Source organism: Streptomyces sp. NPDC007872 (assembly GCF_042868165.1).
Classification (GTDB): domain Bacteria; phylum Actinomycetota; class Actinomycetes; order Streptomycetales; family Streptomycetaceae; genus Streptomyces.
The window spans coordinates 127,884-151,758 of sequence record NZ_JBIAEA010000013.1; the positions used below are offsets into that span (position 1 = coordinate 127,884).

Annotated in this window: 13 protein-coding genes, 1 tRNA gene and 1 rRNA gene; 3 read left to right on the forward strand and 12 right to left on the reverse strand. The window is 72.6% G+C overall.

Features of this window, described 5'->3' with window-relative positions:
• The first annotated feature begins 105 nt into the window (after positions 1–105).
• Both ACFYNX_RS32370 and ACFYNX_RS32375 read left to right on the forward strand, forming a co-directional pair.
• Positions 106–4,755 (forward strand): DEAD/DEAH box helicase, encoded by a 4,650-nt coding sequence (locus tag ACFYNX_RS32370; protein ID WP_388666863.1) that lies wholly within the window; start codon positions 106–108, stop codon positions 4,753–4,755.
• A gap of 149 nt (positions 4,756–4,904) precedes the next feature.
• Positions 4,905–5,720: a DNA-formamidopyrimidine glycosylase family protein gene (locus tag ACFYNX_RS32375; RefSeq protein ID WP_388666866.1), complete on the forward strand. Its 816-nt coding sequence runs from the start codon at positions 4,905–4,907 to the stop codon at positions 5,718–5,720.
• Between the two features lie 47 nt (positions 5,721–5,767).
• On the opposite strand, the gene ACFYNX_RS32380 is transcribed toward ACFYNX_RS32375, so the two are convergent.
• The 10 genes from ACFYNX_RS32380 to ACFYNX_RS32425 all read right to left on the reverse strand — a co-directional run bounded on the left by ACFYNX_RS32380 (position 5,768) and on the right by ACFYNX_RS32425 (position 20,688).
• Positions 5,768–6,046 carry a hypothetical protein gene (locus ACFYNX_RS32380; protein ID WP_388666869.1) on the reverse strand — a complete coding sequence of 93 codons (279 nt, stop codon included), beginning with the start codon at positions 6,044–6,046 and terminating at the stop codon, positions 5,768–5,770.
• Positions 6,047–6,150: 104 nt separating this feature from the next.
• The gene (locus ACFYNX_RS32385; RefSeq protein WP_388666873.1) at positions 6,151–6,621 is read right to left on the reverse strand and encodes a Dps family protein; all 471 of its coding nucleotides are present in this window, start codon (positions 6,619–6,621) and stop codon (positions 6,151–6,153) included.
• A 158-nt stretch (positions 6,622–6,779) separates the two neighbouring features.
• On the reverse strand, positions 6,780–7,163 hold the full coding sequence (locus ACFYNX_RS32390) for a helix-turn-helix domain-containing protein (protein WP_030221417.1): 384 nt from the start codon (positions 7,161–7,163) through the stop codon (positions 6,780–6,782).
• A gap of 109 nt (positions 7,164–7,272) precedes the next feature.
• Positions 7,273–7,830 carry a CinA family protein gene (locus tag ACFYNX_RS32395; RefSeq protein WP_388666876.1) on the reverse strand — a complete coding sequence of 186 codons (558 nt, stop codon included), beginning with the start codon at positions 7,828–7,830 and terminating at the stop codon, positions 7,273–7,275.
• Positions 7,827–8,504: a CDP-diacylglycerol--glycerol-3-phosphate 3-phosphatidyltransferase gene (gene pgsA, locus ACFYNX_RS32400; RefSeq protein ID WP_365547148.1), complete on the reverse strand. Its 678-nt coding sequence runs from the start codon at positions 8,502–8,504 to the stop codon at positions 7,827–7,829. The genes ACFYNX_RS32395 and pgsA overlap by 4 nt, the downstream gene beginning before the upstream one ends.
• Positions 8,501–9,994 carry a 30S ribosomal protein S12 methylthiotransferase RimO gene (gene rimO / locus ACFYNX_RS32405; protein WP_388666879.1) on the reverse strand — a complete coding sequence of 498 codons (1,494 nt, stop codon included), beginning with the start codon at positions 9,992–9,994 and terminating at the stop codon, positions 8,501–8,503. The genes pgsA and rimO overlap by 4 nt, the downstream gene beginning before the upstream one ends.
• Positions 9,995–10,082: 88 nt before the next feature.
• Complete coding sequence (locus tag ACFYNX_RS32410) at positions 10,083–10,910, reverse strand: helix-turn-helix domain-containing protein (RefSeq protein ID WP_388666882.1); 828 nt, start codon at positions 10,908–10,910, stop codon at positions 10,083–10,085.
• Between the two features lie 338 nt (positions 10,911–11,248).
• Positions 11,249–14,065 carry a DNA translocase FtsK gene (locus ACFYNX_RS32415; RefSeq protein WP_388666885.1) on the reverse strand — a complete coding sequence of 939 codons (2,817 nt, stop codon included), beginning with the start codon at positions 14,063–14,065 and terminating at the stop codon, positions 11,249–11,251.
• Between the two features lie 127 nt (positions 14,066–14,192).
• Complete coding sequence (locus ACFYNX_RS32420) at positions 14,193–14,867, reverse strand: two-component system response regulator (protein WP_388666887.1); 675 nt, start codon at positions 14,865–14,867, stop codon at positions 14,193–14,195.
• A 334-nt stretch (positions 14,868–15,201) separates the two neighbouring features.
• Positions 15,202–20,688: a HAMP domain-containing protein gene (locus tag ACFYNX_RS32425; RefSeq protein ID WP_388666890.1), complete on the reverse strand. Its 5,487-nt coding sequence runs from the start codon at positions 20,686–20,688 to the stop codon at positions 15,202–15,204.
• 267 nt (positions 20,689–20,955) lie between these two features.
• Between ACFYNX_RS32425 and ACFYNX_RS32430 the strand changes: the two genes are divergently transcribed.
• Entirely contained in the window at positions 20,956–23,601 is a 2,646-nt protein-coding gene (locus tag ACFYNX_RS32430; protein ID WP_388666892.1) for a SpoIIE family protein phosphatase, read from the forward strand.
• A gap of 100 nt (positions 23,602–23,701) precedes the next feature.
• On the opposite strand, the gene ACFYNX_RS32435 is transcribed toward ACFYNX_RS32430, so the two are convergent.
• Together ACFYNX_RS32435 and rrf are read right to left on the reverse strand one after the other, a co-directional pair.
• Positions 23,702–23,777: transfer RNA gene (locus ACFYNX_RS32435), tRNA-Thr, on the reverse strand.
• 4 nt (positions 23,778–23,781) lie between these two features.
• A 5S ribosomal RNA gene (rrf, locus tag ACFYNX_RS32440) occupies positions 23,782–23,875 on the reverse strand; the annotation flags it as partial.

The following is a 23,875-nucleotide window of genomic DNA, read 5'->3' on the forward strand; positions in this document are numbered from 1 at the left end:
CCCTCCCGGGCGCGCCCACCCGGAAGAGGGACGGGCCGCCGCGCTGCGGGGGCGGTTTTCCACAGGTCCCGGCGGTTGTCAGTGCCCGGGTGCACGATGGGGGGCATGGTCAGGTCCGCGCTCGACTCGTTCTCCCCCGCGACCCGTGGTTGGTTCACCGGGGCCTTCACCGCGCCCACGGCGGCGCAGGAGGGCGCCTGGACCGCCATCGGGGCGGGTTCCGACGTGCTGGTCGTCGCCCCGACCGGTTCGGGCAAGACGCTGGCGGCCTTCCTCGCCTCCCTGGACCGGCTGGCGGCCGTGCCCCCGCCGGCGGAGGCGCGGAAGCGCTGCCGCGTGCTGTACGTGTCCCCGTTGAAGGCCCTCGCGGTGGACGTCGAGCGGAACCTGCGCTCCCCGCTGACCGGCATCCGCCAGGAGTCGGTGCGGCTCGGGCTGCCCGAGCCGGACATCCGGGTCGGGATCCGCTCCGGCGACACCCCGGCGGCCGAGCGCCGCACGCTCGCGACCAAACCGCCGGACATCCTGATCACCACCCCCGAGTCGCTGTTCCTGATGCTGACCTCCGCCGCCCGCGAGGCCCTCGCGGGCGTGGAGACGGTCATCCTGGACGAGGTCCACGCGGTCGCGGGCACGAAGCGGGGCGCGCACCTGGCGCTCTCCCTGGAGCGGCTCGACGAGCTGCTCCCCCGGCCCGCGCGCCGGATCGGCCTGTCGGCCACGGTCCGGCCGGTCGACGAGGTGGCCCGCTACCTGTCGCCGGGGCGTGCCGTGGAGATCGTGCAGCCGCCGTCGGGCAAGGAGTTCGACCTCTCCGTCGTCGTCCCCGTCGAGGACATGGGCGAGTTGGGCGGCTCCCCGGCCTCGGAGGGCAAGAAGGACGGTGACAGGCCGTCGATCTGGCCGCACGTCGAGGAGCGGATCGCCGACCTCGTGCAGTCCCACCGCTCCACGATCGTCTTCGCCAACTCCCGCCGTCTGGCCGAGCGCCTGTGCAACCGGCTCAACGAGATCGCGTACGAGCGGGCGACCGGCGAGCCCCTGCCCGAAGGGGCTCCCCCGGCCGAGGTCATGGCCCAGTCGGGGGCGGCGCAGGGCGCCCCGCCGCTGCTCGCCCGGGCCCACCACGGTTCGGTGTCGAAGGAACAGCGCGCCCAGGTCGAGGAGGACCTGAAGGCGGGCCGGCTGCCCGCCGTGGTGGCCACCTCCAGTCTGGAGCTGGGCATCGACATGGGCGCGGTGGACCTGGTCGTGCAGGTCGAGTCGCCGCCCTCGGTGGCCTCCGGGCTCCAGCGGGTGGGCCGCGCCGGCCACCAGGTCGGCGCCGTCTCCACGGGCGTGGTCTTCCCCAAGTACCGGGGCGACCTGGTGCAGGCGGCCGTGGTCACCGAGCGGATGCGCTCGGGGGCCATCGAGTCCCTGCGGCTCCCCGCCAATCCGCTGGACGTGCTCGCGCAGCAGTTGGTCGCGATGGTCGCGCTCGACACCTGGCAGGTGGACGACCTGCTCGCGGTGGTGCGCCGGGCGGCGCCGTTCGCCTCGCTGCCCGAGTCGGCGTTCACCGGCGTCCTCGACATGCTGGCGGGGCGGTACCCCTCGGACGCCTTCGCCGAGCTGCGCCCGCGCGTGGTCTGGGACCGGGTGACCGGGACGGTCACGGGCCGGCCGGGCGCGCAGCGGCTCGCCGTCACCTCGGGCGGCACGATCCCCGACCGGGGCCTGTTCGGCGTGTTCCTGGCGGGCTCCGACCCCAAGAAGGGCGGGGGCCGGGTCGGGGAGCTCGACGAGGAGATGGTGTACGAGTCGCGCGTGGGCGACGTGTTCACGCTCGGCACCACCTCGTGGCGGATCGAGGACATCACCCGGGACCGGGTCCTGGTCACCCCCGCGCCCGGCGCGCCGGGCCGGCTGCCGTTCTGGAAGGGCGACCAACTGGGCCGCCCGCTCGAACTGGGCCGGGCGGTGGGCGCGTTCCTCCGCGAGATCGGCGCCCTCGGGGACGAGGACGCGCGGCTGCGGCTGCTCGCCGCCGGGCTCGACGCGTGGGCCGCGGAGAACGTCCTGGCGTACCTCAGGGAGCAGCGCGAGGCCTGCGGGCACGTGCCGGACGACCGGACGATCCTGGTCGAGCGCTTCCGGGACGAGCTCGGGGACTGGCGGGTCGTCATCCACTCCCCGTTCGGGGCGCAGGTGCACGCCCCGTGGGCACTGGCGCTCGGCGCCCGGCTCACCGAGCGGTACGGCATGGACGCGCAGGTGATGCACGCGGACGACGGCATCGTGCTGCGCCTGCCGGACGCCGACCTGATGGGCCTGGACATGGGCCTGGACCTCCTCGACCACGAACCGGTCGATCCGGGCCGTCACGCGGACGCCGTGTACGACGCGGACAAGGCGCCCGTCGGCGCGGCCGACGCCCTCTTCGACAAGGGCGAGATCGGTCAGGTCGTCACCGACCAGGTGGGCGGCTCCGCCCTGTTCGCCTCCCGGTTCCGCGAGTGCGCCGCCCGCGCCCTGCTGCTGCCGAAGCGGAACCCGGGCAAGCGCACCCCGCTGTGGCAGCAGCGGCAGCGCGCGGCCCAGCTCCTCCAGGTGGCGAGCGAGTTCGGCTCGTTCCCGATCGTCCTGGAGGCCGTCCGCGAGTGCCTCCAGGACGTCTTCGACCTGCCCGGCCTGACGGAGCTGATGGGCGACATCGAGGCCCGCCGGGTCCGTCTCGTCGAGGTCACCACCCCCGAGCCGTCCCCCTTCGCCCGCTCGCTGCTCTTCGGCTACGTGGCGCAGTTCCTGTACGAGGGGGACTCGCCCCTCGCGGAGCGGCGGGCCGCCGCGCTCTCCCTGGACTCCCGGCTGCTCGCGGAGCTGCTCGGCCAGGCGGAGCTGCGCGAGCTGCTCGACGCGGACGTCCTGACGGAGCTGGAGCGGGAGCTCCAGTGGCTGACGGAGGACCGGCGGACCAAGGACGTGGAGGGCGTCGCCGACCTGCTGCGGGTCCTGGGCCCGCTCACCGGTGCCGAGCTGGCCGAGCGGGGCGCCGAGGCGGACTGGGCGGGCGAGCTGGAGGCGGCGCGGCGCGCGATCCGGGTGCGGATCGGGGGCCGGGAGCACTGGGCGGCGATCGAGGACGCGGGCCGTCTCCGGGACGCCCTGGGCACGGCCCTGCCGGTCGGCGTCCCCGAGGCCTTCACCGAGCCGGTCAAGGACCCGCTGGGCGACCTCCTCGCGCGGTACGCGCGCACGCACGGCCCGTTCACCTCCTCCCGGGCGGGCGAGCGCTTCGGCCTGGGCACGGCCGTCACCGACGGCGCCCTCCAGCGGCTCGCCGCGTCCGGCCGGGTCGTCCAGGGCGAGTTCCACCCGTCCGGCATCGGCCAGGAGTGGTGCGACGCCACCGTCCTGCGCCGACTGCGCCGGCGCTCCCTCGCCGCCCTGCGCCACGAGCTGGAGCCGGTGCCCCCGGCGGCCCTCGCCTCCTTCCTGCCGCAGTGGCAGCACCTGGGGAGCCACGGCCTGCGCGGCATCGACGGCCTGGCCCGGGCGGTCGAGCAGCTCCAGGGCGCCCCCGTCCCGGCCTCGGCCCTGGAGAAGCTGGTCCTGCCGTCCCGGGTCCGGGACTACTCCCCGGCGATGCTGGACGGGCTGACGACCACCGGCGAGGTAGTGTGGGCGGGCGCGGGCTCACTGCCCGGCAAGGACGGCTGGGTCTCCCTGTACCTCGCGGACGCGGCCCCGCTGCTCCTCCCGCCGCCGCATCCGCTGGAGCTGTCCGCGCTGCACGAGTCGGTGCTGACCGCCCTCTCCGGCGGGTACGGCCTGTTCTTCCGTCAGATCGCCGACCAGATCCGGGCGACCACCCACCCGGACGCCACCGACCCCCAGCTCGCCGACGCCCTCTGGGACCTGGCCTGGTCGGGCCGGCTCACCAACGACACCCTCGCCCCGCTGCGCGCCCTGCTCGGCTCGGGCCGCACGGCCGGCTCCACCGCGCACCGCGCGCGCCGCACGGTCCCCCGAGGCCGGTACGGCACCTTGACCGCGTCCGCCCGGCCGGTGTCCCGTACGGGCCCGCCCACGGTCTCCGGCCGCTGGGCGCTGCTGCCCCCGCCCGAACCGGAGCCGACGCACCGGGCGCACGCCCTGGCCCGCACCCTCCTGGACCGGCACGGCGTGGTCACCCGGGGCGCGGTGGCCGCCGAGGGCGTGGAGGGCGGCTTCTCGGCCGTGTACCGGATCCTGGCCGCCTTCGAGGACAGCGGCCAGGCCCGCAGGGGCTACGTCGTGGAGGGGCTCGGCGCGGCCCAGTTCGCGATGGACGGCGCGGTGGACCGGCTGCGGGCCGCGGCGACCGCGCGCGACCGGGGCGTCGAGGCGGCGGCCGGTCCGCGCGCCCTGGTCCTCGCGGCGGCCGACCCGGCGAACGCGTACGGGGCGGCCCTGTCCTGGCCCGAGCCGCCGACCGGCGCCGGGCACAAACCGGGGCGGAAGGCGGGCGCGCTGGTCGTCCTGGTCGACGGCGAGCTGACGCTCTACATGGAGCGCGGCGGCAAGACCCTCCTGTCCTGGCCGACCGATCCGGACGACCCCGCCCTGACGGCGGCGGCCGAGGCCCTGGCGGCGTCCGCGCGCGCGGGCTCCCTGGGCACGGTCACGGTGGAGCGGCTCAACGGCGTCGCGGCCCTGACCTCCCCGCTGGCCCGCCCCCTGGAGGCGGCGGGCTTCCTGGCCACCCCCAGAGGCCTGCGGCTGCGGGCCTAGCCTGCGCACACCCGGGAAGAAGCCCGACAGAAGCCCAGCCGTCCGGGCACCCCGACCCCGCGTCCGTGTCCGCACCCCCACCCCCACACCCACACCCACACCCACACGATCGTGATCCACGCCCGAAAGACCACGACCCGAGGAGAATCGTGCCCGAGGGAGACACCGTCTGGCAGGTGGCCCGCCGCCTGCACGCCGCGCTCGCCGGGCGGGTGATCACCCGCTCGGACCTCCGGGTGCCCCGGTTCGCGACCGCCGACCTCACCGGCCGCACGCTCCTCGACGTCACCCCGCGCGGCAAGCACCTGCTCGCCCGGATCGAGGGCGGGCTCACCCTCCACTCCCACCTGCGGATGGACGGCGCCTGGCGGGTGTACGCCACCGGGGAGCGGCCCCGTGGCGGCCCCGACCACCAGATCCGGGCCGTCCTGGGAAACGCCGAGTCCACCGCGTACGGCTACCGGCTCCCGATCCTGGAGCTCGTCCGCACCGACGAGGAGTCCCGGATCGTGGGCCACCTCGGCCCGGACCTGCTCGGTCCGGACTGGGACCCGGAGGAGGCCGTGCGCCGTCTGACGTCCGACCCGGCGAGGACGCTCGGCGAGGCCCTCCTCGACCAGCGCAACCTGGCCGGCATCGGCAACATCTACAAGTCGGAGCTGGCGTTCCTCGCCGCCGTCACCCCCTGGCTCCCCGTGGGCGAGCTGGAGCCGGACGTCCCCGCCCGTCTGGTGGCGACCGCGCACCGCCTGCTCGGCCTCAACAAGGACCATCCGGACCAGCGGGTCATCACCGTGCGCCGCCCCGGCACCCCGCTCCACGTCTACGGCCGCGCGGGCCGTCCCTGTCTGCGCTGCGGCGCCCGGATCCACAAGGCGGAGCTCGGGGACCGGGTCACGTACTGGTGCCCGGAATGCCAGCGGGGCCCGCACCGGCAGGAAGCCGATACGAGCCCGTCAGTCTGACCGTCCGTCCGCCGCGGCCCCACAACCGCGGCGGTCCCGCACCTCCGTCACACCCCTCGCGCCGAGCCGGAGTCCGCGCCCCACCTCCGGCGCCACGGCGTCCTGCCGATGCGCCGGACGAGTGAGCCCGGCGGTCCCGACGAAGCGGCCACGTGCACGGGCAGCAGGCTCAGTCCCCAGCCGCCCGCGGCCATCACTCCCTCGGCCGGCCCGGCCTCGCCCGGTACGAGCAGCAGGCGCAGCACCGCCCACCACCAGAGTCCCCCGGCCACCAGCCCGATCGCGATCAGCGCGAGCGTCACCGGCGGAAACCGTCGCCGTACCATGGCCGCCTCCTGCGGTCGACGCTAGACCGACAGGATCACCCTGCGGGAGGGCGCACCGGGGCCCGCCCCGGCGCGCACCGCACGTATCAGCACGCCCCGGCCCCTCAGACGCTCTCCGCCTGGAACATCCACGCGTGCTTCTCCAGCTCACCCGTCAGGGCGATCAGAATGTCCTGGGTGACCGGGTCCGGGTCGCCGGTCGCGTCGATCCGCTCCCGCATCCGGGTGGTGACGGCACCGAGGGCGGCGACGAGGATCTGCACCGCGTCCTCGTCCTTGATCCAGCCTTCCGGCACCGTTCCGATCGCGCTCGACGACGCCACGGTCGACGCTCGTCCGTCCGGGTTGACGCCCAGGGCGGAGGCGCGCTCGGCCACGGTGTCGGAGTGCGTCCGGGCCGTGGTGACCACCTCGTCCAGTTGGAGGTGGACGGAGCGGAAGCGCGGCCCGACGACGTTCCAGTGCACCTGCTTGGCCACCAGGGAGAGGTCGACCAGGTCGACGAGGGCTCCCTGGAGCGCGTCGCCGACGGTCTTGAGGTCGGTCTCGGACAGCGTGCTCTTCACGACAGACATGCGGAATCTCCCACCAGTCGAACGTTCTCCCACCATGGCACGCCTGACCGGAACCCGGCATCTCAAACAAACCCGCCCAAAGAAAACCCGGGAAAGGGCGAAGCCCCGGTCGGTGCCCCTCGCGGGACACGGAACCGGGGCTCCGCCCTGGTCTCGGTTCAGGCGGCGACGACGTCGACCGCTTCCGCGGGCGCCTTGATGGTCACCCGCTCGGTGGGCACACCCGCCACCGACGTCACCGACACCGAATTGAGCATCGGACGAACCGGTGCCGGCACCTGTTCGCTCGCTGCCGCCGACTCGGCCAGTTCGGCCAGCGACAGCTCGTCGCTCACTTCGCGCATGAGCTCGGACATCCGTACGTCCAACGCGTCGCAGATCGCGGAGAGCAGCTCGGAGGATGCCTCCTTCTGCCCCCGCTCCACCTCGGAGAGATAGCCGAGCGAGACTCGGGCGGACGAGGAGACTTCGCGCAGAGTACGGCCCTGGCGCTGGCGCTGCCGACGCAGCACGTCACCCAGCAGGCGACGGAGCAGAATCATCGGTGGCTCCCTCCTCGGACCGCGTAGCCGCATCCTTCACGCCCCACCGTACCGCCTCGCGCCGCGGCCGTGCGGGGAGCGATGTCGTGTTCACTCAGGGCTGCAAACATCAATTCCCCCCGTTCTGTTCCGTATCCTGTGCCCGCACATTTCCCGAGAGTTCCTCGCGCAGCAGCGCGAGCACGATCCGTACGCTCTCCCTACGGATTTCCCCACGATCGCCGTTCAACCTCAACGGGACCACTTTCCCCGTGGGAGCCCCCGCCACCGCACCCGTCGGGACCGCCGTCCGGGCCGTCTCCCCGCCCGGGCCCGCGACCGCCACGTAGACGGTTCCGACGGGCTGTCCGTCCTGCGGGTCGGGGCCCGCGACCCCGGTCGTCGCGATGCCCCAGTCGGCGCCGAGCCGGGCCCGTACACCGGCCGCCATCTGCGACGCGACCTCGGGATCCACCGCGCCGCGCTCCGCGAGCAGCTTTCCGTCGACGCCGAGGAGCTCGTGCTTGAGGGCGGTGGCGTAGGCGGTGACGGACCCCCGGAAGGCCGCCGAGGCGCCGGGGACGCCGGTGAGTTCGGCGGCCACCAGACCGCCCGTGAGCGACTCCGCGACGGCCAGCGTCTGGCCGCGCTCGGCGAGCAGCGCGAGCACCCGGGCCGCCTCGGTCATCGTGCCGCCGCCTCCGACCGCTCGGCGGCGGCCCGCTCGGCGGCGAGGCCCCGGCGGCGCAGTACGACGGCCTGCCGCACGTAGTCGAGAGCGGTGAGGACCGTCAGCACGACGGCCACCGCCATCACCCAGAAGCGGAGGGTGGCCAGCGGCCCGGTCAGCATGAGCACGTACATGCCCACGGCCGTGCCCTGGGCCAGGGTCTTCATCTTGCCGCCCCGGCTGGCGGGGATGACCCCGTGCCGGATGACCCAGAACCGCATCAGGGTGATCCCCAGCTCACGGGCCAGGATGACCGCGGTCACCCACCAGGGGAGGTCCCCGAGCGCGGACAGGGAGACCAGGCCGGCCGCCATGATCGCCTTGTCGGCGATCGGGTCGGCGATCTTCCCGAAGTCGGTGACCAGGTTGTACGTACGGGCGAGGTGCCCGTCGAAGACGTCCGTGATCATGGCCACCGCGAACGCCGCCCAGGCCCAGGCCCGCCACGCGGGATCGTGCCCGCCGTCCTGGAGCAGCAGCACCACGAAGGCCGGCACGAGCACCAGCCGGATCATGGTGAGGATGTTCGCGATGTTCCACAGGCTGGCCTGGTTGACGGCCGCCGCGCCCAGCTTGCCGCGGGGCGTCGGCCTACCGGTCCCGCCCGTCGCGGATGCCGGGACTCCGGTCATCTGCCCGCCTCCTCGAAAAGACACTCGGCCACCAGGTCGACGCCCTCCGTCCCGACGACCTTCGCCCTGACCATACGGCCCGGGGCCAGGTCGGGGTCCGTGCCGTCGGCGGTCACGAGGACCACCTGTCCGTCGGTCTCGGGGGCCTGGTGGGCGGCGCGGCCGATCCAGCCGTCCTCCTCGTCCAGGGACTCGACGAGTACCTCCAGGGTCTCTCCGATCCGCTCCTCCGCGCGCTGCGCGGTGAGCTCCTCGGCGAGCCGGGAGAGGTGGGCGAGCCGCTTGTCGACGACCTCCTGGTCGAGCTTGTGCTCGTACGTGGCGGCCTCGGTGCCGTCCTCGTCGGAGTAGCCGAAGACGCCGATGGCGTCGAGGCGCGCGTGGGTGATGAAGCGTTCCAGCTCGGCGAAGTCCGCCTCGGTCTCGCCGGGGAAGCCGACGATGAAGTTGGAGCGGGCACCGGCCGTGGGGGCCTTGGAGCGGATGGTCTCCAGGAGTTCCAGAAAGCGGTCGGTGTCGCCGAAGCGGCGCATGGACCGCAGCACGTCGGGGGCACTGTGCTGGAAGGAGAGGTCGAAGTACGGGACGACCTTCTCGGTGGAGGTGAGGACGTCGATCAGGCCGGGGCGCATCTCGGCGGGCTGGAGGTAGCTGACGCGGACGCGCTCGATGCCGTCCACGGCCGCCAGCTCGGGCAGCAGGCCCTCCAGGAGCCGGATGTCGCCGAGGTCCTTGCCGTAGGAGGTGTTGTTCTCGGAGACCAGCATGATCTCCTTCACGCCCTGCTCGGCGAGCCAGCGCGTCTCGTTCAGCACGTCCGAGGGGCGGCGCGAGACGAAGGAGCCGCGGAAGGAGGGGATGGCGCAGAAGGTGCAGCGGCGGTCGCAGCCGGAGGCCAGCTTCACGGAGGCGACGGGGCTGGTGTCCAGGCGCCGGCGGAGCGGCGCGCGGGGCCCGGAGGCGGGCGCGAGGCCCTCGGGCAGGTCGGCCGGGGCGTCGGCGGGCACCTCGGCGCCGTCGCCGTGTCCGGGCAGGGCCACGGCGGCCGCGGCCTCCTGGCGCTCCACGGGCGAGAGCGGCAGCAGCTTGCGCCGGTCGCGCGGGGTGTGGGCCTCGACGCTGCCACCGCCGAGGATGGTCTGGAGGCGGTTGGAGATGTCGGCGTAGTCGTCGAAGCCGAGGACGCCGTCGGCCTCCGGGAGGGCTTCGGCGAGCTCCTTGCCGTACCGCTCGGCCATGCAGCCGACGGCGACGACGGCCTGGGTCCGGCCGTGGTCCTTCAGGTCATTGGCTTCGAGCAGGGCGTCGACGGAGTCCTTCTTGGCGGCCTCGACGAATCCGCAGGTGTTGACGACGGCGACGTCCGCTTGCTCGGCGTTCTCGACGAGCTCCCAGCCGTCCGCTGCCAAGCGGCCTGCGAGCTCCTCCGAGTCCACCTCGTTACGGGCGCAGCCAAGAGTGACAAGGGCGACGGTACGGCGTTCGGGCATGGGCTCAAGACTACTTCGTCCCGGCCGTTCCCCCGTCGCGCAGGGTTCACCTGCGCGACGGAGGTCACATCACGGCGTCCGGACCGGCTCAGCCGGCCTGGGGGTCGCCCTTGGTGTAGGTGAGCCGCTCGACCTGGCCGGATTCGAACTTGTCGGCGACCTTCTTGCCGTTGACGTAGAGCTCGATGGCGCCGGCGTTGCCGAGGACCAGGTCGACGCGCTCGTCGTCCTGGAAGGTCTTGGACTCGCCCTCCATGAGCAGTCCGTCGAAGAGGATCTTGCCGTCGTGGGCCTTGGCCGAGATCCAGCTCTTGCCGTCGGTGGCGGAGAGCTTGATCGTGACCTTGTCCTGCGGGACCGCGGCGATCGCGCTCTCGGTGGGCTTGGGCGCGACGGGCTTGACCGGCTTGGGCTTGGCGGCGGAGGTCGCCTTCTCGGGGGCGGGCGCCGGGCCGCCGTCGGCCGCGGTGGTCCCCTTCGGGGTCTCCTCGCCGTTGAACATCGTGAAGCCGACGAACCCGACGACGGCGACGATGGCCGCGACCATCGCGGCGGTCCAGTTGGGCCGGCGCGGCTCGGGGCGGATGCGTTCCGCCTCGAACAGCGGGGCGGCGGGGGTGGGTGCGGGACGGCCGCCGTGCTCGGCGTCGAACCGTTCGACCAGCGGAGCCGGGTCGAGGCCGACGACGCGCGCGAGGGTGCGGATGTGGCCGCGGGCGTAGACGTCGCCGCCACAGCGCGAGAAGTCGTCCTCCTCGATCGCGTGCACGATCGGGGTCCGGACACGGGTGGAGGCACTGACCTCTTCGACGGTGAGACCGGCGGCGATACGGGCCTGCTGGAGAGCGCGACCGATCGAATCCCGGTCGCCTGCCGGGAAGGTCCGGTCGTCTTCGGGGGAGTTGCCGATGGACACGAGAGCGCCTTTCGAGCGTGTAGCCACCTGCTGGACGTTCAGTCTATGGGTGGTACGAAAGGGTGGGGCAACCGGGCGGGTGCCGTTTGTACGCCATGAGGCTGGGACATCCTTCTGTCCCTCCGTCCAACTTGACGTGCGGCCAGGGGAAACGGTTGCCCAGCCTTTTCTTACGGATGAGTCTCGGCCGGATCTCGAACGGGTACCCCGCCTTCCGGAACCCACACCCGGCCCGTGCCGGAGCCCGGGTCGCCCCGTGCCGGAGCCCGCACCGACCCGGCCCGCCGCAGCCCCGATCCCGGACCCGGCCCCGGCTCCGGCTCCGGTCACGCCCCCGTCTACCCGGCCGACTCGCCCCGGATCACGGCGAGGACGCCGTCGAGTTCGTCGGGTTTGACGAGCACGTCGCGGGCCTTGGAGCCCTCGCTGGGGCCGACGATGTCGCGCGACTCCATGAGGTCCATCAGCCGGCCGGCCTTGGCGAAGCCGACGCGCAGCTTGCGCTGGAGCATCGAGGTGGAGCCGAACTGGGTGGAGACGACCAGTTCGGCGGCCTGGCACAGCAGGTCGAGGTCGTCGCCGATCTCCTCGTCGATCTCCTTCTTCTGCTGGGTGCCCACGGTGACGTCGTCCCGGAAGACGGGCGTCATCTGGTCCTTGCAGTGCCGCACGACGGCCGCGACCTCGGCCTCGGTGACGAACGCGCCCTGCATGCGGACGGGCTTGTTGGCACCCATCGGCAGGAACAGTCCGTCGCCCTTGCCGATCAGCTTCTCGGCGCCGGGCTGGTCCAGGATGACCCGGCTGTCGGCGAGCGAGGAGGTCGCGAAGGCCAGCCGGGAGGGCACGTTCGCCTTGATCAGACCGGTGACCACGTCCACGGACGGACGCTGCGTGGCCAGCACCAGGTGGATGCCGGCGGCGCGGGCCAACTGGGTGATGCGGACGATCGCGTCCTCCACGTCCCGGGGCGCGACCATCATCAGGTCGGCCAGCTCGTCGACGATCACCAGGAGGTACGGATACGGGCTGAGCTCGCGCTCGCTGCCCGGCGGGAGCTGGACCTTGCCGGCCCGGATGGCCTCGTTGAAGTCGTCGATGTGCCGGAAGCCGAAGGCCGCCAGGTCGTCGTAGCGCAGGTCCATCTCGCGCACCACCCACTGCAGGGCCTCGGCGGCCTTCTTGGGGTTGGTGATGATCGGGGTGATCAGGTGCGGGATGCCCTCGTAGGCGGTCAGCTCGACCCGCTTGGGGTCGACGAGCACCATCCGGACGTCCTCGGGGGTCGCCCTTATCATCACCGAGGTGATGAGGCAGTTGATGCACGAGGACTTGCCGGAGCCGGTGGCGCCGGCGACCAGGATGTGCGGCATCTTCGCCAGGTTGGCCATCACGTAGCCGCCCTCGACGTCCTTGCCGAGCGCGACCAGCATCGGATGCTCGTCACCGGCCGCGTCCGCGAGCCGCAGCACGTCCCCGAGGTTGACCATCTCGCGGTCGCTGTTGGGAATCTCGATGCCGACCGCGGACTTGCCGGGGATCGGCGAGATGATCCGCACGTCCGGAGAGGCCACCGCGTAGGCGATGTTCTTGGCCAGGGCCGTGATCTTCTCGACCTTCACCGCCGGCCCGAGCTCCACCTCGTAGCGGGTGACCGTCGGCCCCCGGGTGAAACCGGTGACCGCCGCGTCGACCTTGAACTCGGCGAACACGTTCGACAGCGCCGCCACCACGGCGTCGTTCGCCGCACTGCGCGTCTTGCCCGGCCCACCCCGCTCGAGGAGGTCCATCGACGGCAGGGAGTACGTGATGTCGCCGGACAACTGGAGCTGCTCGGCCCGCGCCGGCAGGTCGCCCGGCTCGGGCGCGGGCTTGGTCAGATCGGGTACGTCCCCGCTCCCGCGCGGGCCCTCGCCCCGGGCGGGCGGCACGGACGCGGTCGCCTTCTCCGCGGCGCCGGCGGCGGAGGCGGCCGCGGCGGCGCTCCGCCCGGCGGCGACGTCCCTGGTGACGTCCTTGGTGACGTCCTTGGTCAGGTCGGCGACGATCGGGGACGGCGGCATGCCGTTCAGAACCGCGCCGTCCAGCGCGGCGGCCGCCGCCGCGGCGACGTCCACCGGGTCGAGACCGGCCTCGGAGCCGGTCCGCCGGGAGGGGCGGCGCGCCGGGCGGCCGCGCCGCTCCAGCATCTCCGCCTCGGCCCGGTCCACGTCGTACGGCTCCGCGGGGCCGGGGGCGCGCCGCCGGACGGGCCGCGCGGGCTCCGCGTCCCGCCACTCCTCGTCGTACTCCCCGTGCGCGTACTGCTCGGCCTCCGCCGGGTCGTACGGCGCCTCCACGATCCCGAGCCGGACGCCGAGGGCCCGCAGGCGCTGCGGGATCGCGTTGACCGGGGTGGCGGTGACGACGAGCAGGCCGAAGACGGTGAGCAGCACCAGCAGCGGTACGGCGAGGACCTCGCCCATCATGAAGACGAGGGGCTGGGACGCGGCCCAGCCGATGAGGCCGCCCGCGTCCTGCACGGCGTCGGCGCCGTCGCCGCGGCCCGGCGAGCCGCACGCGATGTGCACCTGGCCCAGGACGCCGAGGGCGAGGGCGGAGAGGCCGATGACGATCCGGCCGTTGGCCTCGGGCCGCTCCGGATAGAGGATCAGCCGCACGCCGACCCCGCCGACCAGCAGCGGCACCAGCAGGTCGAGCCGGCCGAAGGCCCCGGTGACGAGGAGTTCGACGAGGTCGCCGACCGGACCGCGCAGGTTGGACCAGGTGCCCACGGCGACGATCAGCGCGATGCCGAGGAGGAGCAGTGCGAGGCCGTCCTTGCGGTGGACGGGATCGAGACCCTTGGCCCCGCGTCCTATGCCCCGGAAGAGCGCCCCGACCGCGTGGGCGAGTCCGAGCCAGGCACCGCGCACGAGCCGGTAGACGCCCCCGGTCGGGGACGGCGCGGGGCGGGGCGGGGCCTTCTTCGCCGCCGTCCTGCGCGCGGGCGCGCGCTTGGCGGGCGCGGCCTTCTTGGCCGGAGCCCTCTTCGCGGGCTGTTTGACGGGGGACTTCGCGGGCGCCGCCTTCTTCGCGGCGCCCGCCGTACGGCCGGCGCGCGGCTTTGCGGTGCCCGCCGTGCCCTGGGTCTTGCCGGACGTACGTGAAGCCATGGTGCCGAGGTTACCCGTGTGGGAACCGGCTGTCCGCCTCACCCGTTCGTGTCGTCCGTGCGGAGGCGCGGTGCTGACGCCGCATCACGGCGAAGCGCCCCGGACCGGGGCGCTTCGTGACGAGCCGTCAGCTCTGGCTGGGCAGGGTCGGCGTGGCGCCGGTGCCCGGTTCCAGGGCGTCCAGGGCCCGCCGCAGCCCGGTGAGCTTGCGCTCCAGGTGCGCGGCGGTGGCGACGGCGGCCGCGTCGGCCGAGTCGTCGTCGAGCTGCTTCGACAGCGCCTCCGCCTGCTCCTCGACGGCCGCGAGGCGGGCGGAGAGCTCGGCGAGGAGACCGGCGGACTCCTTGCCGTGACCGGTCTCGCCGCCGCCCTCCAACTGGAGCCGCAGCAGGGCGGCCTGCTCGCGCAGCTTGCAGTTCTTCATGTAGAGCTCGACGAAGACCGAGACCTTGGCGCGCAGCACCCACGGGTCGAAGGGCTTCGAGATGTAGTCGACCGCCCCCGCCGCGTACCCCCGGAAGGTGTGGTGGGGGCCGTGGTTGATGGCGGTGAGGAAGATGATCGGGATGTCCCGGGTCCGCTCGCGCCGCTTGATGTGGGCGGCGGTCTCGAAACCGTCCATTCCCGGCATCTGGACGTCCAGCAGGATGACCGCGAAGTCGTCCGTCAACAGCGCCTTGAGCGCTTCCTCCCCGGACGATGCCCGCACCAGCGTCTGATCGAGCGCGGAGAGAATGGCCTCCAGCGCCAGCAGATTCTCCGGCCGGTCATCGACCAGGAGGATCTTGGCCTTCTGCACCATGCCCCGTCCTCCTCGTCCCGGCAACGGCTCTGCCCGGTCCCCCGAACCGGGGGAGGCACCGGGCGCCGCCCCAGAAGACGACTCCCTAGCGCCGTCCGTCCTTGTGCCGGTCATCGTAGCCGCACCCCGCCCGTCGCCACACCCTGTCACCGCGATGTCACTGTGCACGGAGGAAAAACGCGGTGGGAGACCAGAAGGTTCCCCGTATCCCCGCATCTCACACGCCCGTGGCGACAGCCCGTCAGAGATCTTTCCGGAGCGCGCCCGGGACGCGCCCGGGGAGGACCCGAGACGCGTCCGGGGAGGACCCGGGGCCGCGCGGCCCCGGACCGGATCACTTCCGCCGCATCCACTCCTCCATGACGGACAGCAGGTGGTCGGGGTCGACCGGCTTGGTCACGTAGTCCGAGGCGCCCGACTCGATCGCCTTCTCCCGGTCGCCCTTCATCGCCTTCGCCGTCAGGGCGATGATCGGAAGACCGGCGAACTGCGGCATCCGCCGGATCGCGGTCGTCGTCGCGTACCCGTCCATCTCCGGCATCATGATGTCCATCAGCACGACCGCCGCGTCGTCGTGCTGCTCCAGGACCTCGATGCCCTCCCGCCCGTTCTCCGCGTACAGCACCGCGAGCCCGTGCTGCTCCAGGACGCTGGTGAGCGCGAAGACGTTGCGGATGTCGTCGTCCACGATGAGCACCTTCTCCCCGGAGAAGCCGAAGGTGCGGCGCGGCGCCGCCTCCTCCGGCTCCTCCCGCTCCGGTACGGGCTGCTGCTGCCCGGACTGCCCCGGCACCGCGCCCCGCGCCCCGGTCGCCTCCGCGGCCGCCTTCCGCCGGTGCCGGAACAGCGCCCCGGCCCCGGAGCGCGCCTCCGTCCGTACGGGCGCCGGCGGGAAGTGCGGGAACGGGTGCACCGCACCGGCCGCCCCCTCCTCGGCGCCCTGCTGCGGGTCCTCGCCGTCCTGCGCGCCCTGGCCGTGGCCCGGCGCGGGCAGCTCGGTCGGGTTCAGCGGCAGGTACAGGGTGAACGTCGAGCCGCGGCCCGGCTCGCTCACGGCGAAGATCTCGCCGCCGAGCAGCCGCGCGATCTCCCGGCTGATCGAGAGCCCCAGACCCGTACCGCCGTACTTCCGGCTGGTCGTGCCGTCGGCCTGCTTGAACGCCTCGAAGATGACCCGCATCTTGCTCGCCGCGATCCCGATCCCGGTGTCGGTGACCGAGAACGCGATCAGGTCGGCGTCCGGGTCGCGCAGCGAACCGGCCTCCAGGAGCTGCTCGCGGATCGACTGCGGCACGTCCGCGCCGGCCGGCCGGATCACCAGCTCCACCGCGCCCGTGTCGGTGAACTTCACCGCGTTGGAGAGCAGGTTGCGCAGCACCTGGAGCAGGCGCTGCTCGTCGGTGTGGAGCGTGGCCGGCAGTTCCGGCGAGACCCGCACCGAGAAGTCGAGCCCCTTCTCCGCCGTGAGCGGCCGGAAGGTCGCCTCCACGTAGTCGACGAGCTGCACGAGCGCGATCCGGGTCGGCGAGACGTCCATCTTGCCCGCCTCGACCTTGGACAGGTCCAGGATGTCGTTGATCAGTTGGAGCAGGTCCGAACCGGCCCCGTGGATGGTCTCCACGAACTCGACCTGCTTGGGCGTCAGGTTCGTCTCGGCGTTGTCCGCGAGCAACTTGGCCAGGATGAGCAGCGAGTTGAGCGGCGTGCGCAGCTCGTGCGACATGTTCGCCAGGAACTCGGACTTGTACCGCATGGAGACGGCGAGCTGCTCGGCCCGCTCCTCCAGGACCTGCCGGGCCTCCTCGATCTCGGTGTTCTTCACCTCGATGTCGCGGTTCTGCCGGGCGAGCAGCTCGGCCTTCTCCTCCAGCTCCAGGTTGGATCCCTGGAGCTCCTTCTGCCGGTGCTCCAGCTCGGCCGAGCGCTCCCTGAGCTGCTCGGTGAGCTCCTGCGACTGCTGGAGCAGCACCTCCGTCTTGGTGTTGACGCTGATGGTGTTGACGGTGGTGGCGATCAGCTCCGCGAGCTGGTTGAGGAAGTCGCGCTGGATCTGGGTGAACGGCTGGAAGGAGGCCAGCTCGATCACGCCGAGGACCTTGCCCTCGAAGAGGACCGGCAGCACGATCACGTGCGCGGGCGCGGCCTCCCCGAGCCCGGAGGAGATCTTCAGGTAGCCCGGCGGCACGTTGACCTGGATGGTCCGCTTCTCCTCGGCCGCCGTCCCGATGAGGGTCTCGCCGGGCCGGAACGAGGTCGGCATGGAACCGGCGGAGTATCCGTAACTCCCCCGCATCCGCAGCTCGTACGAGCCGTCGCCCTCGCCGACCAGTTCGGCGTCGCCGTGGGCGGAGCCGGTCGGCATCGCCACGAAGAAGGCGCCGTGCTGGGCCGAGACCACCGGCGTCAGCTCGCTCATGATGAGCGAGGCCACGTCGTCCAGGTCCCGCCGGCCCTGCATGAGGCCGGAGATGCGGGCCAGGTTGCCCTTCAGCCAGTCCTGCTCCTCGTTGGCGAGGGTGGTGTCGCGCAGGTTGGTGATCATCGTGTTGATGTTGTCCTGGAGCGCCTGGATCTCGCCCGCCGCGTCCACGCCGTCGATCTTGAGGTTGAGGTCGCCCCGGGTGACCGCCGTGGCGACGGCCGCGATGGCCCGCACCTGGCGGGTCAGGTTCCCGGCCATCTCGTTCACGGACTCGGTCAGGTCGCGCCAGGTGCCGTCGACGTCCCGCACGCGCGCCTGACCGCCGAGGATGCCCTCCGTACCCACCTCGCGGGCCACGCGCGTGACCTCCTCGGCGAAGTTCGACAACTGGTCGACCATCGTGTTGATGGTGTTCTTCAGTTGCTGGATCTCACCGCGCGCGTCGATGTCGATCTTCTTGGTGAGGTCGCCCTTGGCGATGGCGGTCGTGACGGCCGCGATCTGGCGCACCTGGCCGGTCAGGTTGGAGGCCATCGAGTTCACCGACTCGGTCAGGTCCTTCCAGGTGCCGGAGACCCCCGGCACCCGGGCCTGACCGCCCAGCTCGCCCTCCGTGCCCACCTCACGGGCCACGCGCGTGACCTCGTCCGCGAAGGACGACAGGGTCGTCACCATCGTGTTGACGGTCTCGGCGAGTTCGGCGACCTCGCCGCGCGCCTCGACCGTCACCTTCTTCGTCAGGTCGCCGTTGGCGACGGCCGCCGACACCCGGGAGATGTTCCGCACCTGACTGGTCAGGTTGTTGGCCATCAGGTTGACGTTGTCGCTGAGGTCCTTCCAGGTGCCGGTGACCCCGCGCACGCGCGCCTGGCCGCCGAGGATGCCCTCCGTACCCACCTCGCGGGCCACGCGCGTGACCTCGTCCGCGAAGTTCGACAACTGGTCGACCATCGTGTTGACGGTCGTCACCAGCTCCAGGATCTCGCCCCGGGCGTCGACCGTGATCTTCTTCGACAGGTCGCCCATGGCGACCGCGGTCGTGACCTCGGCGATGTTCCGCACCTGGATGGTGAGGTTGTTCGCCATGCCGTTCACCGACTGGGTGAGGTCCTTCCAGGTGCCGGAAACGCCCTGCACCTCGGCCTGACCGCCCAGGATGCCCTCGGTGCCCACCTCGCGGGCCACCCGGGTCACCTGCTCGGCGAAGTTCGAGAGCTGGTCCACCATCGTGTTGAGGGTGTTCTTCAGCTCCAGGATCTCGCCGCGCGCGTCCACGTCGATCTTCTGCGACAGGTCGCCGCGCGCGACCGCCGTGGCGACCTGCGCGATGTTGCGGACCTGGGTGGTGAGGTTGCCGGCCATGCCGTTCACCGAGTCGGTCAGGTCGCGCCACACGCCGGCCACGCCGGGCACCTGCGCCTGACCGCCGAGCCGCCCGTCGGTGCCCACCTCGCGGGCCACCCGGGTCACCTGCTCGGCGAACGCGGAGAGCTGGTCGACCATCGTGTTGATGGTGTTCTTCAGCTCCAGGATCTCACCGCGCGCGTCCACGTCGATCTTCTGCGACAGGTCGCCGCGCGCCACGGCCGTCGTCACCTGGGCGATCTGCCGCACCTGCGAGGTCAGGTTGCCGGCCATGAAGTTCACCGAGTCGGTGAGCTCCCGCCAGCGCCCGGAGACGCCGTCCACGCGCGCCTGACCGCCGAGCCGCCCCTCGGTGCCCACGTCCCGGGCCATCCGCGTCACCTGGTCCGCGAAGGACGAGAGCTGCGACACCATCGTGTTGACGGTGTTCTTGAGCTCCAGCATCTCGCCGGCGACGTCCACCGTGACCTTCTGCGACAGGTCACCGTTGGCGACCGCCGTCGTCACCTGCGCGATGTCCCGCACCTGGCCGGTCAGGTTGCGGAAGGCCGTGTTCACCGAGTCGGTGAGGTCCTTCCACGTGCCCGCCGCGCCCGGCACCTGCGCCTGGCCGCCGAGCAGGCCCTCGACGCCGACCTCCCGGGCCACCCGGGTCACCTCGGAGCCGAAGGCGGAGAGCTGGTCGACCATGGTGTTGACGGTGTTCTTGAGTTCCAGCATCTCGCCGGCCACGTCCACCGTGACCTTCTGCGACAGGTCACCGTTGGCGACGGCCGTCGTCACCTGGGCGATGTCACGCACCTGCGTGGTGATGTTCCGGAAGACCGTGTTGACGGAGTCCGTGAGGTCCTTCCACGTGCCCGCCGCGCCCGGCACCTGCGCCTGACCGCCCAGCAGCCCCTGCGCGCCGACCTCGCCCGACACGCGGGTCACCTCGTCGGCGAACGTCCGCAGCGTCTCGGTCATCTGGTTGATCGTGTCCGCGAGCTGCGCGATCTCGCCGCGCGCCGAGACCCGCACCTTCTGCGACAGGTCGCCGTTGGCGACGGCGGTCGTCACCTCGGCGATCCCCCTCACCTGATTGGTGAGGTTGCCCGCCATCGTGTTGACGGAGTCGGTGAGGTCCTTCCACACGCCGGCGACCCCGGCCACCTCGGCCTGACCGCCCAGCTCGCCCTCGGTGCCCACCTCGCGCGCGACGCGGGTCACCTCGGAGGAGAAGGACGACAACTGGTCCACCATCCGGTTGACGGTGTTCTTCAGCTCCAGCATCTCGCCGGCCACGTTCGCCGTGACCTTCTGCGACAGATCGCCGTTGGCGACCGCCGTCGTCACCAGCGCGATGTCCCGCACCTGGGCCGTCAACTGGTTCGCCATGGTGTTGACGGAGTCCGTGAGGTCCTTCCACGAACCGGACACCCCGCGCACCTGCGCCTGACCGCCCAGCTTGCCCTCGGTCCCCACCTCGACGGCGACCCGGGTCACCTCGGAGGCGAACACCGACAACTGGTCGACGAGGTTGTTGGCGGTACGCGCCACCTTCAGGAACTCGCCCCGCAGCGGCCGGACCGTCCCGTCGGAACCCTCCGACCGCAGGTCCATCCGCTGCTCCAGGTCGCCCTCGGCCACTGCCGAGAGCACCCGTCCCACCTCGGACACCGGCCGGGCCAGGTCGTCGACGAGCGCGTTCGCCGCCTCGATCGCCGCCGCCCAGGCCCCCTCGCTGGCCCCGGCCTCCAGGCGCTCGGACAGCTTGCCCTCGCGCCCGACGACCCGCCGGACCCGCGACAGCTCCCCGGTCACGTGGAGCTGCCGGTCCGCGACCTCGTTGAACACGGCGGAGATCTCCGCCATGACCCCGTCGCCGGACACCGTGAGCCGCCTGCGGAAGTTCCCGTCCCGCATCGACACCAGCGCGGAGAGCAACCGCTCCAGCGCCGCGGCGTCCACCTGGACCGTCCCCCCACGGGAACGTCCGCCCCTCGCGCGCGTACCGTTGCCTCCGCCGCGACGCGCCGCCGTGCCAGACTCCACCGTGTCCCTCCCGAAAGGGGTCGACCGTACCGCTCCGGCTCTGCCGGTAGCCTGCCCAGTGTTTCACCGTGACCGAACCGGGCGATAACAGTTCGGCAGCTTCGACGGCGTCCCTACCCCCGGAGGGACGGAACAGCGGCGACCGGCATCCGCCCGGACAGCGAAGGTAAGTAACCTGGCATCCGGCTGTCCAGCCGCCCCGGTCCGCCCGGCGGGGACGGTGTGGTGCGCGCACGACCACCGGGCAGTGGGAAGGACAGACCGAGCATGGCAGAGCCGGGCGTCGAGACGCGTACGAGGAGTGCTGTGATCACCGCGCGGGCGACTGCCAGCTTCGAGCCCGTCGGGCGGTCCGTCGCGGCCGCGCGGGCCTTCGTCCGGGACACCCTCCAGGGCTGGGGACACCCCGAGCTGGTGGACGACGCCGTCGTCCTCACCAGCGAGCTCGTCACCAACGCCGTCGTCCACGCCGGCACCGCCGCCGACGTGCTCTGCCTGCGCTCCGACGACAGCGTCCGCGTCGAGGTCTCCGACCGCTACCCCGAGCGCGAGATCCCGGTCCAGAGCGGCCGCACCCTCGCCTCCCCCGACCGCGAGAACGGCCGCGGCCTGCTGCTGTGCGCCGCCCTCGCCCACCGTTGGGGCGTCGACTACTCCCCCACGCGCAAGCACGTCTGGTTCCACCTCGACCTCCCTCAGCGCCCCGTCGGGACCCGCTCCGCCGGCCCGGTCCTCCCCGACGCCCTCCTCCCGGTCGCCGACAGCCGCGTCCGCGTCGCCGTCGTCCAGATCGACCGGAACGGCGCGATCACCGCCTGGAACGAGGATGCCGAGGAACTCTTCGGGTACGGCTCCGAGCAGGTCACCGGCAAGCCCCTGGGCGACCTCGCGGCCTGGCCCCACACCCCCGGCATCGGCACCGGCCTCGCCGAGGCCCTGCGCCTCTCCCGCTGGGAGGGCAGCTACGGCGTCCGCTGCGCCGACGGCCGGGTCGTCCCCGTCTACGCCTCGCACCTGCGGGTCCGCGACTCCCAGGGCGAGCCCTCCACGGTCTGCCTCCTGGTCCGCGAGCACGAGCGGGCGGTCCTCCAGACCCCGCAGCGCCCCGCGGCCGAGCCGGGCGCCGAGAACCGCGCCGCCGACCCCTTCGAGGTCTTCATCGGCTCCCCGGCCCCCGACGACCTCGACGGCCTGCTCCAGCGCACGGTCGAGCGCGCCCGCGACATGCTCGACGGCGACGCCGCCTTCCTCCTCCTCGCCACGGACGACGAGACGGAGCTGGAGGTACGGGCGACCACCGGCCTCCCGGCCGCCCGCCAGCGCTTCGCGCGCGTGCCCGTGGAAACCGGCGCCAGCCGGTACGGCTCCGCCCGGATGCCCGCCGTCCACGAGGACCTGGCCGCCGTCCCCGGAGCCGTCCCGCTCCTGGAGGACACCGGCATGCGCTCGGTGGTCACCGTCCCCCTCAAGGTCGAGGGCCGCCTCACCGGCTCCCTGGGCGTGGCCGCCGAGGCCGCGAACCGCTACTCGAACGAGGAGGCCCTCCGCCTCCAGTTCGCCGCCGACCGCATCGCCCTGGCCGTGGAGTCCGCCCGCCTCGGCGAGCTGGAACGCCTGCGCCGCGGCTCCCTCAGCTTCCTCGTCGAGGCCTCCGACCTCCTGGCCGGCACCCTCGACCGGGACCAGACCCTGGCCCTGATGGCCCAGATGACGGTCCCCACCCTCGCGACCTGGTGCGCGGTCTACACGATCGCCGACCAGGCCTCCGACCCGTACCTCTCGTACGTGCTCCACGAGGACGAGGACCGCATCGACGGCCTCAAGGAGCTGCTCTCCTCGATCACGCCGCCCGACCCGGTGCCGACGCCCGGCGCCCGGGCCTGGACCGCGCCGGGCGACGCCGCCCACCGGGCCGCGCTCACCGCCTCGGTCCAGGCCCTCGACCACCCGTCGAGCCCGCACGCGCCGGGCATCGACAGCACGCTGGCCACGGCGAGCGCGGTGGCCGGCGAGACGGTCGTCCTGCCCCTGGTGGCCCGCAACCGGGTCATCGGCATGCTGACGCTCGGCAGGCCCTCCGAGGACCACTTCCGCCAGGAGATCCTGGAACTCGCCGAGGACCTGTCCCGCCGGGCCGCCCTGGCCCTGGACAACGCCCGCCTCTACTCGGAGCGCGTGGCCATCAGCCAGTCCCTCCAGCGCAGCCTGCTGCCGCCCGGCCTCCCGGAGATCCCGGGCGTCGAGGTCGACGTCATCTACCGCGCGGCCGGCGAGGGAAACGAGGTCGGAGGCGACTTCTACGACCTCTTCCCGATCAGCGACGGCGCGTACGGATTCGCCATCGGCGACGTCTGCGGTACGGGCCCGGAGGCGGCCGCCGTCACCGGTCTGGCCCGCCACGCCCTGCGCCTCCTGGCCCGCGAGGGCCTCGGCGGCCCGGCGGTCCTGGAGCGGCTGAACGCGGCGATCCTCGACGAGGGCGCCCGCAGCCGCTTCCTCACCCTCCTGTACGGCGAGATGCGTCCACAGGAGGACGGCTCCGCGATCCTCAAGGTCGTCTGCGCCGGCCACCCGCTGCCCCTGCGCCTCAGCCCGGACGGCACGGTCCGCCCCGCGGCCGAACCGCAGCCGCTCCTGGGCGTCATGGACGACCTGGAGCTGTACGAGGAGACGGTCACGCTCGACCCGGGCGACGTCCTCCTGTGCGTCACGGACGGCGTGACGGAGCGCCGCGAGGGCTCCCGCATGCTGGGCGACGACGGCCTCGCCGACGTCCTCAAGACCTGTACGGGCCTGACGGCCGGCGCGGTCGCGGCCCGCGTCCTGCGCGCGGTCGAACGCTTCGCCCAGGAGCCGGCCTCCGACGACATGGCCATCCTCGCGATGCGCCTCCGCGAGCCGGACGACCGCTGACGACACGGCGCCTTCCCCGTGGGGAGAAGGCGCCGCTCTCTCTGTCCCTGCTCCCGGAAACGCGAAAAGGCCCCCGCCATGTGGCGGGGGCCTTTTCGTCTGGAGCCCTTTAACGGAATCGAACCGTTGACCTTCTCCTTACCATGGAGACGCTCTACCGACTGAGCTAAAAGGGCAGGTGTTCGGCGGTGTCCTACTCTCCCACAGGGTCCCCCCTGCAGTACCATCGGCGCTGAAAGGCTTAGCTTCCGGGTTCGGAATGTAACCGGGCGTT

Coding starts and splice junctions, on each gene's coding strand:
- ACFYNX_RS32390 (WP_030221417.1), bottom strand. CDS start 7,163: ATGATTCTGCTCCGTCGCCTGCTGGGTGACGTGCTGCGTCGGCAGCGC.
- ACFYNX_RS32415 (WP_388666885.1), bottom strand. CDS start 14,065: ATGGCTTCACGTACGTCCGGCAAGACCCAGGGCACGGCGGGCACCGCA.
- ACFYNX_RS32430 (WP_388666892.1), top strand. CDS start 20,956: ATGGCAGAGCCGGGCGTCGAGACGCGTACGAGGAGTGCTGTGATCACC.
- ACFYNX_RS32370 (WP_388666863.1), top strand. CDS start 106: ATGGTCAGGTCCGCGCTCGACTCGTTCTCCCCCGCGACCCGTGGTTGG.
- ACFYNX_RS32380 (WP_388666869.1), bottom strand. CDS start 6,046: ATGGTACGGCGACGGTTTCCGCCGGTGACGCTCGCGCTGATCGCGATC.
- ACFYNX_RS32385 (WP_388666873.1), bottom strand. CDS start 6,621: ATGTCTGTCGTGAAGAGCACGCTGTCCGAGACCGACCTCAAGACCGTC.
- ACFYNX_RS32420 (WP_388666887.1), bottom strand. CDS start 14,867: ATGGTGCAGAAGGCCAAGATCCTCCTGGTCGATGACCGGCCGGAGAAT.
- pgsA (WP_365547148.1), bottom strand. CDS start 8,504: ATGACCGGAGTCCCGGCATCCGCGACGGGCGGGACCGGTAGGCCGACG.
- ACFYNX_RS32395 (WP_388666876.1), bottom strand. CDS start 7,830: ATGACCGAGGCGGCCCGGGTGCTCGCGCTGCTCGCCGAGCGCGGCCAG.
- rimO (WP_388666879.1), bottom strand. CDS start 9,994: ATGCCCGAACGCCGTACCGTCGCCCTTGTCACTCTTGGCTGCGCCCGT.